General features: G+C 76.6%; 12 protein-coding genes. 4 read left to right on the top strand and 8 right to left on the bottom strand.

The window, feature by feature from the left end; translation table 11 throughout:
- Window positions 1-58: 58 nt before the first annotated feature.
- From RDI86_RS11905 to RDI86_RS11920, 4 genes are all read right to left on the bottom strand, one after another.
- The gene (locus RDI86_RS11905; RefSeq protein ID WP_061266725.1) at window positions 59-1,111 is read right to left on the bottom strand and encodes a LacI family DNA-binding transcriptional regulator; all 1,053 of its coding nucleotides are present in this window, start codon (window positions 1,109-1,111) and stop codon (window positions 59-61) included.
- A 35-nt stretch (window positions 1,112-1,146) separates the two neighbouring features.
- Window positions 1,147-2,022, bottom strand: a complete 876-nt coding sequence (gene proC / locus RDI86_RS11910) for a pyrroline-5-carboxylate reductase (RefSeq protein WP_168946116.1) — start codon at window positions 2,020-2,022, stop codon at window positions 1,147-1,149.
- Window positions 2,023-2,101: 79 nt separating this feature from the next.
- Window positions 2,102-2,842, bottom strand: coding sequence for a hypothetical protein (locus tag RDI86_RS11915; RefSeq protein ID WP_251177747.1), 741 nt, complete (start codon window positions 2,840-2,842; stop codon window positions 2,102-2,104).
- Window positions 2,843-3,071: 229 nt separating this feature from the next.
- A complete protein-coding gene (locus RDI86_RS11920; RefSeq protein ID WP_308821468.1) occupies window positions 3,072-3,608 on the bottom strand; it encodes a potassium channel family protein in 537 nt (178 codons plus the stop codon).
- An 84-nt stretch (window positions 3,609-3,692) separates the two neighbouring features.
- On the opposite strand from RDI86_RS11920, the gene RDI86_RS11925 reads away from it, so the two are divergent.
- On the top strand, window positions 3,693-5,156 hold the full coding sequence (locus RDI86_RS11925; protein WP_076403266.1) for a DNA repair protein RadA: 1,464 nt from the start codon (window positions 3,693-3,695) through the stop codon (window positions 5,154-5,156).
- An 85-nt stretch (window positions 5,157-5,241) separates the two neighbouring features.
- On the opposite strand, the gene RDI86_RS11930 is transcribed toward RDI86_RS11925, so the two are convergent.
- Window positions 5,242-7,707 (bottom strand): hypothetical protein, encoded by a 2,466-nt coding sequence (locus tag RDI86_RS11930; protein WP_308821469.1) that lies wholly within the window; start codon window positions 7,705-7,707, stop codon window positions 5,242-5,244.
- A gap of 194 nt (window positions 7,708-7,901) precedes the next feature.
- On the opposite strand from RDI86_RS11930, the gene disA reads away from it, so the two are divergent.
- Both disA and RDI86_RS11940 read left to right on the top strand, forming a co-directional pair.
- Complete coding sequence (gene disA, locus RDI86_RS11935; protein WP_021479893.1) at window positions 7,902-8,987, top strand: DNA integrity scanning diadenylate cyclase DisA; 1,086 nt, start codon at window positions 7,902-7,904, stop codon at window positions 8,985-8,987.
- A 37-nt stretch (window positions 8,988-9,024) separates the two neighbouring features.
- Window positions 9,025-9,747: a class I SAM-dependent methyltransferase gene (locus RDI86_RS11940; RefSeq protein WP_076403269.1), complete on the top strand. Its 723-nt coding sequence runs from the start codon at window positions 9,025-9,027 to the stop codon at window positions 9,745-9,747.
- An 82-nt stretch (window positions 9,748-9,829) separates the two neighbouring features.
- Here RDI86_RS11940 and RDI86_RS11945 read toward each other — a convergent pair whose 3' ends face one another.
- Entirely contained in the window at window positions 9,830-10,672 is an 843-nt protein-coding gene (locus tag RDI86_RS11945; RefSeq protein ID WP_168946114.1) for a hypothetical protein, read from the bottom strand.
- Between the two features lie 190 nt (window positions 10,673-10,862).
- On the opposite strand from RDI86_RS11945, the gene RDI86_RS11950 reads away from it, so the two are divergent.
- A complete protein-coding gene (locus RDI86_RS11950; RefSeq protein WP_083711184.1) occupies window positions 10,863-11,828 on the top strand; it encodes an A/G-specific adenine glycosylase in 966 nt (321 codons plus the stop codon).
- Window positions 11,829-11,844: 16 nt separating this feature from the next.
- Here the strand turns inward: RDI86_RS11950 and RDI86_RS11955 are convergent, their stop codons facing one another.
- Both RDI86_RS11955 and RDI86_RS11960 read right to left on the bottom strand, forming a co-directional pair.
- Window positions 11,845-12,498: an amino-acid N-acetyltransferase gene (locus tag RDI86_RS11955; protein ID WP_076403272.1), complete on the bottom strand. Its 654-nt coding sequence runs from the start codon at window positions 12,496-12,498 to the stop codon at window positions 11,845-11,847.
- Window positions 12,498-13,475: a sugar-binding domain-containing protein gene (locus RDI86_RS11960; protein WP_308821470.1), complete on the bottom strand. Its 978-nt coding sequence runs from the start codon at window positions 13,473-13,475 to the stop codon at window positions 12,498-12,500. Before RDI86_RS11960 ends, RDI86_RS11955 begins: the two co-directional genes overlap by 1 nt.
- Window positions 13,476-13,527 lie beyond the last annotated feature (52 nt).

Consider the following 13,527-nt stretch of genomic DNA (forward strand, 5'->3'; position numbering starts at 1 on the left):
TTAGCGCTCACAACCGGCGAGGCCAACTCCCTCCGCGCTCGTCCGTGCGAGCGAGCGGTCAGTCGCGCGGCGTGCCCGTGCTCTCGCGCACCATGAGCTCGGGCGGGATCGAGACGGGGCGGACCGTCGCGCCCGCCAGCGCGTCGATCATCATCCCCATGCACCGGCGGCCCAGGGACCCGAACGGCTGGCGCACCGTCGTCAGCGGCGGGATGAAGTGCCCGGCGCCCGCGACGTCGTCGAACCCGACCACCGAGACGTCCGCCGGCACCCGCACGCCCTGCTCCCAGAACGCGCGCAGCAGGCCGAGCGCGAGCTGGTCGTTGCCCGCGAACACCGCCGTCGGGCCGTCGCCCGCGCGGATCGCGGCCGCGAGCTCGCGCCCGACGGCGTACCCGCGGTCCGACGACCAGTCGCCCCGCACCGGCTCGGGCACCGGGGCGCCGTGCTCCTCGAGAGCGGCGCGCCAGCCCGTCTCGCGCTCGCGCGCGTCGAACCAGTCGAGGGGCCCGGACAGGTGGAGCACCGTGCGGTGGCCCAGGCCGAGCAGGTGCTCCGTCGCGACGCGCGCTCCCAGGCGCTGGTCCACGGCGATGGACAGGATCGCCCCCGGCGCACCGAGCGCACCGGACGCGGGGCGCACGACGTCGGTCGCCTCGCCGTCCGCGGGGAGGTCGCGCGCGGCGATCATGATGACGGGGACCGGCGCGCGGAACGAGTCGACCGCCGCCGCGACGTCCGTCTGCGGCGCGATGACGACGATGCCCTCGACGCCCTGGTCCATGAAGTGCTCGAGCACGCGGTGCATCGTGTCGGCGTCGTAGCGCCGGATCGTCGCGACGCTCACGAAGTAGCCCTGCTCGCGCGCGGCCTCCTCGACCGCGATGAGGGTCGACGTCGGCCCGTACAGCGCGGAGCCGGTGGTGACCACGCCGATCGTGCCCGAGCGCATCGTCACGAGCGCGCGCGCCGCGCTGTTGCGGCGGTAGCCGAGCGTCGCGATCGCGTCGAGGACGCGGTCGCGGGTCTCGGGCCGCACGCTCGGGTGGTCGTTGAGCACGCGGGACACGGTCTGGTGCGAGACGCCGGCGAGCCGCGCGACGTCCGACATCGCGGGCGGGCGCGTGCGGGGCGACGGCCCGTCGCTCACGACCCGGCCCCCTCGGTCCCCGCGCGCGGTGCCGGGGCGTCCGCGAGCGCCGCCGCGAGCTCGGCCGAGCGGTCGCGCGCGGCCTCGAGCGCGTCGAGGAACGCTGCGCGCACCCCGCCGGCGTCGAGACGGCGCAGCGCCGCGACCGTCGTGCCGCCCGGCGACGACACGCGCTCGCGCGCGATCGCCGGGTGCTCGCCCGTCTCGCGCAGCATCGTGGCCGCGCCGTGCACGGTCGCGGTCGCGAGCTCGAGCGCCGTCGCGCGCGTCAGGCCGAGCAGCACGCCCGCCTCGGCGAGCGCGTCGATGACGTAGAAGACGTACGCGGGACCGGAGCCGGAGAGCGCGCCGACGGCGTCCTGGTCCTTCTCCGCGACGCGCACGACGAGGCCCGTCGCGGCGAGCAGCCGTTCGACGAGCGCGACGTCGTCGTCGTCCGCGGCGCTCCCGCCGCTCACGGCGCTCACGCCCGCACCCACGACGGACGGCGTGTTCGGCATGACCCGCACGACCGCGGTGCCCGCGGGCAGCCGCTCCTCGTAGAAGGCGGTCGGCAGGCCGACGACGACGCTCACGACGACCGTGCCCTCGCCCACCGCGTCGTGGACCTCGGAGAGCAGCGCGGCCACGTCCTTCGGCTTCACCGCGACGACGACGACCCCGGCGCCGCGCACGGCCTCGACGTTGTCGCGCGTCGTCCGGACGCCGTGGCGTGCGGCGAGCTCGTCGGCGCGCTCGGGCCTGCGGACGGTCGCGACGACGTCGTCGGGTCGCCACCCGGACGCGAGCGCACCCGCGAGGACGGTCTCGCCCATGACGCCCGTGCCGAGGACGGCGAGCCGGGGGGCGGAGGGGGTGGGCAGGTCGGTCATGGGCGATCAGCTCCCGGGAGTCGGTGAAGGGCATTCTTGCGCACCCGGAGAGTCCGGGCCGCCGCGCGGGCCCCGGTGCTCAGAGCGGGAAGGCGGCGTAGACGTCGGTCACCACGTCGGCGGGCCCCGTGGCCTGGAGGACGGCCGTGTCGTTGCGCCACGTGACGGTGGCCCGGCCGTCGCCCGCGTCGGTCACGGCGTACCGGCCCGCGACCTCCCCGGCGACCTCGACGTCGCCCTCCTCCGTGGGCGTGCCCGCCGCGGCGACGAGGTCGTCCGCCGCGGCCTCCGCCTCCGCGGACGTCGGCCACTGGCCCGCGACGACGGTGACCCGGGTCGCGTCGTCCCCCTCGCCGTCGGCGTACTCGAGCTGGTACGCCTCCAGGGCACGCGCGGCGGTCCACGCGTCCGTCGCCGAGTCGCTGCGGAGCACGAGGTCGAGCACGGTGTCCGGGAGCGCCTGCGCGAACGCGGTCGTGCCGGTGCGTGCCACGGGCTCGAGCGTCGGCGTGGGCGGGTCGGCGGTGACGGTGACCGTCGGCTCGGGCTCCGCCGGGGCGTCCGAGCGGGCGAACCCGGGCCACACCCACGCGAGGAGCGCGAGCACGAGACCGACGACGACCAGGAGGCCGACCAGCACCACGAGCCGTCGGCGCCGGTACACCGCCGCCGACGGAGGGCGGGAGTGCCGCCGGTCGCGCGCGCCCGTCGCGTCGGCGGGACGACGTCGACCCGACGGGCCCGCCGCGCCCGCCCTCGCCCCGGGGCGCGCCGGGGTGGCGGCCCGTCCTGGCGTGCCCCCGCCGGGCGACTGGCTCATCGCGCGCACCTCTCTGCTCCCGGCCGTCCTCGTGGGCCGCCGATCCTCCGGGGCCTGGCCCCGCGGCCCAGCGTAGGACGCGCGCGGGCCCGACCCCCTGCGGTGACGCGGGGTGTCGTCCGGGCGGAGCGGGTTCACCCGGTCGTCGTGCCCGCGCGTCCGCCTCGGGGACCGCCCGCCGGGGGCCGCGCGCCGGAAACCGTGCGCCGTGGACCGCCGGCCGGGGACGTCAGTCGGGGTGTCGCCCGGTGCGCTCCGCGCGCTCGCGGTGCTCCGCCCGGGCCCGCGCGCGCGACGTGGCGATCGACACCAGGACGCCGACGACGACGAGGTCCAGCACGATCTGGACCATCGCCACCATCTTGGCGGCCTCGCCCGTCAGGTGGACGTCGCCGTAGCCGACCGTCCCGAGCGTCACGACGGCGAAGTACAGGGCGTCGGTCCGGTTCTCGATCCCCACGAACTGGTCCGCGAGGAGGTAGTAGACGAGGGCGAAGAACGTCACGACCGGCAGCAGCAGGCCCATGACGGACTGGACCCGCACGCTCGGCGTCTCCCACGCGCGGAGCTGGCGCCGCACCTGGACCACGAGGAGCCCGCACAGCAGCGCCAGCCCGACGCCGAAGGAGACGAGCTGGACCACCTCGGGCGCGTCGTCGTCGGGCAGCGGCACGCCGTAGTAGACCGTGAGGCACGCGGCCGTCGAGGTCACCGTGAGGATCGGCGTCCACCACGGGCTGTCGTGCGGGAGGCCGCGCATGCGCATGGGCCCAGCATCCCGCGCCGACGCCCGCTCGTCGCGGCGTGCGGCGGCGTGCCGGTGTCAGGGGTGCTGGCTAGGTTGGGGCGCGTGACGTCGTCGACCACCGCGGCCCGCTCCGCGGCCGCCAAGCGAGCCCGCCCCGCCTACCGCTGCAGCGAGTGCGGGTGGACCACCGCGAAGTGGGTGGGCCGGTGCGGCGAGTGCCAGGAGTGGGGCACGGTGACGGAGGACGCCCCGGCCGCCTCGGGCCCCCGCACCACGGCCGTGTCCCCCACGCGCTCCCCCGCGCGCCCCATCGGCGAGATCAGCGTCGAGGCCGCGCGCGCCACACCCACCGGCGTGTCCGAGTTCGACCGCGTGCTCGGCGGCGGCATCGTGCCGGGCGCCGTCGTGCTCCTCGCCGGGGAGCCGGGCGTCGGCAAGTCGACGCTCCTGCTCGCCGTGGCGAGCAACGTCGCCGCGGGCGGCTCCGACCTGCCGACGGTCCGGCCCGCCGGAGAGCGCGCGCCTGCGGAGCCCGCGCGCCCCGCGCCCGTCCCGCGGCGCGTCCTGTACGTCACGGGCGAGGAGTCGGCCGGGCAGGTGCGCCTGCGCGCCGAGCGTGTCGGCGCCCTCGCGCCCGGCTTGCTGCTCGCGGCCGAGACGGACCTCGCGACCGTCCTCGGGCACATCGAGGCCACGGAGCCCGACCTGCTGGTCGTGGACTCCGTGCAGACCATCGCGTCCGCGCAGGTCGAGGGCGCGCCCGGTGGCGTGAGCCAGGTGCGCGAGGTCGCGGCGTCGCTCATCGCCGCGGCGAAGGCCCGCGACCTGCCCGTGATCCTCGTCGGGCACGTCACGAAGGACGGCTCGGTCGCCGGCCCGCGCACGCTCGAGCACCTCGTCGACGTCGTGTGCCAGTTCGAGGGCGACCGGCACTCGCGCCTGCGCCTCGTCCGCGCCGTGAAGAACCGCTACGGGCCCACGGACGAGGTCGGCTGCTTCGACCTCACCGAGAACGGGATCGTGGGGCTCGCCGACCCGAGCGGCCTCTTCCTCTCGCACACCGGCGCGGGCGTGCCGGGCACGTGCGTCACCGTGACGCTCGAGGGCCGCCGGCCGCTCGCGCTCGAGATCCAGTCGCTCGTCGTGCCGAGCTCGCTGACGAACCCGCGCCGCACCACGAGCGGCGTCGACTCGAGCCGCCTCGCGATGATCCTCGCCGTCATGCACCGGCACGCGGGCGTGCGGCTCGTCGACCAGGACGTCTACGCGTCGACCGTGGGCGGCGCCAAGGTGACCGAGCCGGCCGCCGACCTCTCGATCGCGCTCGCCGTCCTGTCCGCGCGGGAGGACGAGGCCCTCCCGCAGGGCACCGTCGCGTTCGGCGAGGTCGGCCTCGCCGGGGACATCCGCCCCGTCGCCGGCCTCGACCGCAGGCTGGCCGAGGCCGCGCGCCTCGGCTTCACGCGCGCCGTCGTGCCGCGGGGGTCGTTCCCGCGCCCCGTCGAGGGCATGACGATCCACCCGGCGCGGCACCTCGGCGAGGCGGTCGAGCTCGCGCGGAGCTGAGCGCACGGGCCGCGGCGGGGTAGCTGCCGGGCAGCCACCGAGCGGGGCCCGCGCGCGGGGCCCGACGGCCGCCCCGCCGCGGTCGTCAGCCCTCGACGCCGGCCGAGCGACGGCGCCGCACCAGCACGACCGTCCCCGTGCCGACGGCCACGGCCAGGCCAGCGAGCGCCGTCAGGAGCGCGACGCTCGCGCCCGTGGTGGCGAGCGGGCCGCCGCCACCGGGGGCGGGTGCGGCCGTGGCTCCCGGCTCGGAGGGCTCGGGCGCCGGCGTCGTGGGCGGCACCGGGTCGTCGTCGTTGGTCACGGTGCACGTCACGGCGTCGTCGGGCCCGACGACGACGACCTCGTCCTCGACCGCGAGCGCCGCGCCCTCCCCGTCGACGCACTCCCACCCGAGCGTGGTGTAGCCCGCCGGCCCGTCCTCGGCCAGCGCGTACGTCCCCTCCTCGACGGGCACCGCGGTGACGTCGTCGCTCCCCGACGCCCCCGTGACGAGGAGGTCGCCGGTCTCGGCAGACCCGGACGCCGTGAGCGTCCAGTCGGCAGGCGCGGCAGTGCCGCCGTCGTCGTTGACGACCTCCTTGACCAGCGTGAGCATCGGCGGGCACACGACCTCGTTCGTCACCTCCACCTCGCGCGTCGGCGACCCCGCCGTCGTCGTGAAGGGCAGCGCCTCGTCGACCGTCTCGCCGTCGACGGACGTCACGCGCGCACCGGTGAGGACGCAGCCCGCGGGAAGGGTCGTCGTCTCGTCCACGACGACCTCCTGCGCGCCCGCGTACCCGCCCCGCTCGGCGCCCCACGGCTGGGCGCTCGGGCCCGCGCCGTCGGGCCCGGTGAGCGTGAGCGCGGCCTCCAGGCCCTCCGGCTGCTCGCCCTCGGCGAAGGTCTCGCCGCGCACGACCCACGTCTTGTCGACGACGACCGCGGACTGCGGCCGGTTGCGGATCGTGCAGCTCACGAACCCCGAGGGCGGGAGGTCGACCGTGAAGCCGGTGGCACCGGAGCTCTCGACCGCGACCGGGGCGTCCTGCGCGAGCTTGTCGACGCACACGGCGTTCGCCCCGGCGGCCGTGACGAGGTCGTAGCCGTCCTGCTGGGTCTCCGCGACGGTCAGGGTCGCGGTCTGGGGCTGGCCGCCGTAGTCGACGTCGAACACCACGCTGCCGGTGCCGTCGTCGGGCGTCGTCTGCGTCGGCGGCGTGACCGTGACCCCGGCCGTCGTCGTGCCGGCCGAGATCTCCCAACCCGGTCCCGCGGGCACCGCGCCCGTCACGTCCTCGCCGAGGTTCTCCGCGGGGACCAGCTCCTTCGTCACGGTGAGCCGCGACGCGCAGCCCGAGAGGAGCACGTCACGGAGCGCGGACCCCGCGGACTCGAAGTCGGCCAGGTCGAAGTAGTCGGCCGACCGCGGGTCGCCGCCCTCGTAGAAGGTCTCGCCGGAGAGCGCTCGCAGGTTGAGGCGCGTCACGTCGTCGATCCCGCTGCCGACGCCGAGCGCGAGGAGCCGGGATCCCCGTGCCTTGACGGCGTCGGCGGAGTAGATCCCGTTCTCGACGTCGCGGAAGTGCGTGGTGCCGCCGCTGCCGAGCAGCGGGTCGGCGCTGAACCGCGTCGGGTTGCCGTCGGTGAGCAGGACGACCACCTGGTAGTCCGGCGCGGCCTGCGCGACGGCCCACAGCGCCTGGTCCCAGTTGGTCCCGGACCCTGTCGCCCAGCCCGCGTACTGGGCCTTGAACGCGTCCGCGCCGCCCTGCGTCGAGACGGGGACGAGCGTCGGGGCGTTGCCGCCGTTCGTCGCGGGCGACGTCCCGTCGAACGAGAAGACCGCCATCCGCGACGGTGTCCCGACGAGCGCGTCCGCGATCGAGTCGGTCGCGGCCTTGAGGTTCGTCACCTGGCTGCCCAAGGACGCCGACAGGTCGAGCACGAGCGCGACGTCGACCCCGCACTGCGCGGCGAACTCCGGGTTCGAGCGCGACTGCTGCCACACCCCTTCCGAGTCCGTCTCGGGTCGGCCGCTGCCGGCGCTGCCGAACATGAAGGGCGGCTCGGCCGCCAGGGAGCTGTACGTCTGGCCCGCCTCGAGCGGCGGCGTGAGGAACTCGTACGGCCGGGCGACGGAGCCCGACCCGCTCCCCGCGCCCGTCCGCAGGGTCGGGTTGGTGTACCACCCCGCGGGCGCCGACAGCTGGCGGACGAGGAACCGCGCACCGGCGTTCGCGCCCCCCGGGCCCGTGGCCGGGACGACGAACGAGCAGTCCCCGTCGGCGTCGGAGGTGCACAGCGCCCAAGGCTGGTCGACCGGCTCGGGCGTCGCCCCCTCGGTGTACAACCCGAGCACGACGCCGGGCAGCGGGGCGACCTCCCGGGTCCCGACCCGGTCCCCGCCCACGCGGACGGTGACGACGGCCTCGCCCTCCCCGGGCTCGGGTACCTCGGCCACGGCCGAGGTGCCCGTGGCGAGGGCGGCGAGGCCCACGAGGACGAGCGCCGCGGCGCCCGCCGCGGCGGACCTCCCGACCTGTGCGAACGACCGACGACGGTGCACGTGCCCTCCCCGAGCCGCTCCGATGATCTGCTTCGAGCACCCACTCTGACGGAGCCCTCCGGAGGCGGCCACCGGTGCGCCCGGCGCCCGGACCCGGCACGCCCCACGGCGCCGAGACCGGATCGTGACCGCTTTGTGGCGTGGCGCCGGGGTTTTCCGGAGGTGCGGAGGGGCTCGCAGCGTAGGATTCCCCCGTGGCCAACTCCCCCGCGCACCCCGACGAGCTGCTCCGGGAGACCCTCGCCGCCGTGGCACCGGGCACCGAGCTCCGTGACGGTCTCGAGCGCATCCTGCGCGGCCGGACCGGCGCGCTCATCGTGCTGGGCCTGGACAAGATCGTCGAGGAGATGTGCTCGGGAGGCTTCCAGCTCGACGTCGGGTTCTCCGCGACGCGGCTGCGCGAGCTGTCGAAGATGGACGGCGCCGTCGTGCTCGACCGCGACGCCAACCGCATCCTGCGCGCCGCCGTCCAGCTCCTGCCGGACCCGACGATCGAGACCACCGAGTCCGGGACGCGGCACCGCACCGCCGAGCGCGTGGCCAAGCAGAGCGGCTTCCCCGTCATCTCGGTGAGCCAGTCGATGCGGATCGTCGCGCTGTACGTCGGCGGGCAGCGCCACGTCCTGGAGGACTCCGACACGATCCTGTCGCGCGCCAACCAGGCGCTCGCGACGCTCGAGCGCTACCGCGCGCGCCTCGACGAGGTGTCCGGCACGCTGTCCGCGCTCGAGATCGAGGACCTGGTCACGGTGCGCGACGTCTGCGCCGTCGTGCAGCGTCTCGAGATGGTCGCGCGCATCTCCGAGGAGATCGCCGGCTACGTGATCGAGCTCGGCACCGACGGCCGCCTCCTCGCGCTCCAGCTCGACGAGCTCATCGGCGGCATCGGCTCGGACCGCGAGTTCGTCATCCGGGACTACGTCGACCTGGGCCGCAAGGACCGCTCGCTCGCGGAGGTGCAAAAGGCCCTGGGCGGCCTCGACTCGACGCAGCTCCTCGACCTCGGTCAGATCGGCCGGGTGCTCGACCTGCCGGGCGGCGGCGACGCGCTCGACGCGGCGGTCGCCCCGCACGGGTACCGCCTCCTGTCGAAGGTGCCGCGCCTGCCCGCGACGATCATCGACCGGCTCGTGGCGCACTTCGGCGGCCTGCAGAAGCTGCTCGCCGCGAGCATCGACGACCTCATGACCGTCGACGGCGTCGGCGAGCAGCGGGCCCGCGCGGTCCGCGAGGGCCTGTCCCGGCTCGCGGAGTCGAGCATCCTCGAGCGCTACGTCTGACGCTCCGACCGTCCGCACGACGCACACGGAGGGGACCGTGGACCACGTCGACGAGTGGTCGGCACTGGCCGACGCCTGGGCGCGCTGGTGGGCGCCCGCCGCCGAGCCCGCACAGCGGGCGATCCTCGACGCCGCGGGCGTCGGGCCGGGCTCCCGCGTGCTCGACGTCGGGTGCGGGACGGGCGAGCTCGTCGCCCTGGCCGTGGCCCGCGGGGCCGAGGCAGCCGGGTGCGACGCCGCCGCGGGGATGGTCGACGCCGCCCGGCGCCGCAGCCCGGGCGCGGACCTGCGGGTCGCCCAGGCGGAGCGCCTCCCCTGGCCGGACGACTCCTTCGACCTCGTGACGCTCGTCAACGCGCTCGCCTTCACCGACGTCGCGCGGACGCTCGTCGAGTGCCGCCGCGTCGGCGGGCTGGTCGCCGTCGCGACGTGGGCCGAGGACGAGCTCAACGACCTCACCGTCCTCGAGCGCGCGGTCGCGGGCGAGGACCACGAGCCGAGCGACGAGAGCCGCGAGGAGGGGCACCTCGGCGCGCTCCTCGCGGAGCACGGCTTCACGCCGGTGACGGAGGGCGTCGCGGACGCGCCGATGGTGCTCGCCGACGCGGACGAGGTCGTCGCCGCGATCATGTTCGGCGAGTCGGACGAGCTGCGCGCCGAGCTCCGCCCCGACGTGCTCCGCGCCGCGCGGCCGTTCCGGCGGCCCGATGGGTCCTACCTGCTGCGCAACACCTTCCGCTGGGCCCTCGCCCGCCGCTGACGCCCGCGACCCGGGCGCGTGCCCGGGAACGTCGGGGCCCCACGGGAGGGGCAGCGTCCCGGGCGGGGGCAGCGCCGCCGGTCTACGCGCCGTCGGCAGGAGGACCGGACGGGGCAGGCGGCTCGGCGCCCTCGGCGGGCGCCGTCCCCTCGGCCGGCGGCGCTCCGTCCGCCGGGGCCGTCCCGTCGGCGGGAGCGGTCCCGTCCGCCGGGGCTCCCTCCGCCGGGGTGGTCCCGTCCGCCGGGGCGGTGGGCTCGGCCGGGTCTGGCGTGGGCGCGGGCGGGGCGAGCAGGGTGAAGGTCACGGGCTCGCTCGTCGCGCCGTCGACGCCGGCGATGCTCACCACCGCCGTGTACGTGCCGGGCCCGACCTCGGGCTGGTCGGGCGCGCAGCCCTCGACCGAGCGGTGCCGGTCCCACCGCACGAGCCGCGACGGGTCCTCGTCGCCCGTGCTCATGAGCAGCAGGCGCTCGGTGGACCCGCAGTGGGCCGACGACCACACGAGCTCGTCGCCCGAGTAGACGAGCACCTGGCGGCCCGCGTCGGAGCCGTCGACGAGGCACGGCCGCCCGCCGGAGTGCCGGACGGTCACGTCGAGCTGCACGGCGCGACCGGGCTCGTACTCGGCGGCGTTCGTCGTCACGGCGAGCTCGAGCGACGCCGCCGTGCAGTCGCGGGGCGGCCCCGCGGCCTCGGGCGTGGGGGGCGGGGACTTGCCCTCCTGCGCGCTCGCGTCGCCGCTCAGCAGCGGCCCGACGGCGCGGACGGCCACCTGGCCGAGCAGCACGAGGCCGACGACGAGCGCGACGAGCAGGAGGAGCGCGACGAGCCGACGGCGTACCAGAGCGGCGCGCGTGGGAGCGCCCGGCCCGGTGCTGGGGCGGGTGCTCGGCCTCGGGGTGCGGTCGGTCCGCGGCGTGCTCACGGGTCCTCCGTCGTGCTCGTGCTGGTCGGGACCACGCTAGCCGCGGGGCCGCCCCGCGGCGCCGGTGCCGCGCCGACGGCGGCGCAGGTCGGGGCACAATGTGTCCGGCCCGTGCACCTGCCTGTGCACCTGCCCTGTCGATCTGCTCCGTCCCCCGGCCCGCCGCCCCGACCCTCCCGAGGACCCACCCGTGCCAGCCCCCGCCCCGCGCCCCGCGCGTCCCGACGGCCGCGCCCGCCCGGCGCCGTCGAGCACGACCGCGCCCGGTGACCCGCACGCGGGGCTGAGGGACGCCGTCGGGCGCTGGTTCGGCGCGACGGCCCGCGATCTCCCGTGGCGGGCGGCCGACCGCACCGCGTGGGGCGTGCTGGTGAGCGAGGTCATGCTGCAGCAGACGCCGGTCGTGCGGGTCGAGCCGGCGTGGCGGGCGTGGATGGAGCGCTGGCCCGAGCCGGCCGACCTCGCCGCCGCACCGACCGCCGACGTGCTGCGCGCGTGGGGCCGGCTGGGCTACCCGCGGCGCGCGCTGCGCCTGCAGGAGTGCGCCCGGGCGATCGTCGAGCGGCACGACGGCGAGGTGCCCCGCGGCGAGGAGGCGCTGCGCGCGCTGCCGGGGGTCGGCGAGTACACCGCCGCGGCGGTCACCGCGTTCGCGCACGGGCGCCGCGCGGTCGTCGTCGACACGAACGTGCGCCGCGTCCTGGCGCGGGCGGTCGGGGGCGTCGCGCTGCCCGCGCCGTCCTACACGGCCGCGGAGCGCGCGACCGCCGCCGCCGTCGCCCCGCCCGACGACGACGACGCGGTGCTCTGGGCCGCGGCGTCGATGGAGCTCGGCGCGCTCGTCTGCACGGCGCGCGCGCCCCGGTGCGGCGTCTGCCCGGTCCGCGACGCGTGCGCGTGGCGCCTGGCCGGGCGCCCCGGCGACGAGCACGCGGCCCGACGCCGCACGCAGGCCTGGGCCGGCACCGACCGGCAGGCGCGGGGCCGGGTCATGGCGGCGCTGCGCGACGCGCCGGGCCCGGTGCCGCGCGGAGTCGTGGCCGAGGTGTGGCACGACGCCGCGCAGCTCGACCGGTGCGTCGCGAGCCTCGTCGAGGACGGTCTCGTCGAGCAGGAGGACGGGCCGGGCGGGGTGCTCTACCGGCTCCCCGCCTGACCCGGCGGGCGGGCCGTCAGCCGCGCGCGGCGTCCGCGGCGCGGTCGCCGTCGAGGTCGGCGGGGCCGCCGGGGACGGCAGGGCCGTCGAGGTCGAGCAGCATCCGCGTGTTGCCGAGCGTGTTGGGCTTCACGCGCGCGAGGTCGAGGAACTCGGCGACGCCGTCGTCGTGCGAGCGCAGGAGCTCCGCGTACACCTCGGGGGACACGGGCGTGCCCTCGATGGTGCGGAAGCCGTGCGCGCGGAAGAAGTCGACCTCGAACGTCAGGCAGAACACGCGCCGCAGGCCGAGCGCGCGGGCGCGGGCGACGAGCTCGACGACGAGCGCGTGCCCGACTCGGTGCCCGCGCCACGCCGGGTCCACCGCGAGCGTGCGGATCTCCGCGAGGTCGTCCCACATGACGTGCAGCGCCCCGCACCCGACGACGCGCCGCGCGTCCGCGCCGTCCGCCGCGTCCGGGTCCGGCACCTCGGCGACGACGAACTCCTGGACCGCCTCGTAGTACCCGACCATCTCCTTGGCCAGGAGGATGCGGTCCTCGGCGTAGGGCTGCACGAGCGCGCGCACCGTCCGCACGTCCGCGGGCAGGGCGGGACGGACACGGACGGCGGAGGTCGTGGGCACCGCGACACTGTACGCGCGCGGAGCACCCGCTGCATAGTCATGCATCAGGGCGCATATGTGCGCTCTGCGCTCCACGAGCCCCCGACGAGGTGGGCCGCCGTGATCTCGTCGACGACGAGGTCGGTCACCACGCCCGCGCGCAGGGCCGCGCGCAGCGGCGCCACCTTGTTGTCGCCCGCGACGGCGCACACCCGCCGCGGCACGCGCCGCAGCTCCTCGGGGGCCGGCCCCGTCGCGCGCTCGTTGAGCGCGATGTCGCGGTAGGTCCCGTCGGCGCGGAGGAACACGGTGCAGACGTCGCCGACGACGCCCTCGGCGTCGAGGACCGCGATGTCGTCAGGGTCGAGGTACCCCGCGGAGTACACGTGCGACGGCACGCCGCCGGCGACGGCCCCGACGGAGAACAGCGCGATGTCGGCACGGTGCTGCACGTCGAGCACGCGGCGCACGGACCGCTCGCGCCACATCGCGCGCTTCGTCTCCGCGTAGTCGAAGAACGCGGGCACTGGGAAATGGTGCACGTGGGCGTCGAACGCGCTGCCGAAGCCCGCGATGAGGTCGCCCGCGTAGTGCACGCCCGACGTCCGCGTGTTCGCCGCCCCGTTGAGCTGCACGACGGCGCTCCCCCGGGTCGGCTTGCGGGGCAGGTGCCGGGACACGGCCGAGAGGGTCGTGCCCCACGCGATCCCGAGGATCATGTCGGAGTCGAACCACGTCGACAGCAGGCGTGCGGTCGTCAGCGCGACCTGCTCGAGCCGCTCGACCTGCGGCGCCTGGTCCGGCACGGGGACCACGTAGGCGTCGATCCCCCACGTGCTCGCGAGGTGCTGCCCGAGCCCCGGCCCGCGGCTGCGCGCGGGCCGCAGCGAGATCTCGACCAGGCCCGTGTCGCGCGCCCGCTTGACCAGCCGCGACACGGTGGACCGCGACGTGTGCAGGTGCTTGGCGATCGCTTCCATCTTCATGTCCTGGAGGTAGTACATCGACGCCGCGCGCAGGACGTCCTGCTCCCGATCGACCATCGCGGTCTCCTTCCCGTCACCCCCATTCTGCACGTTCGTGCACCACGGTTGC

It is taken from the genome of Cellulosimicrobium sp. XJ-DQ-B-000, assembly GCF_031119065.1.
In the GTDB taxonomy this organism is placed as follows: domain Bacteria; phylum Actinomycetota; class Actinomycetes; order Actinomycetales; family Cellulomonadaceae; genus Cellulosimicrobium; species Cellulosimicrobium funkei.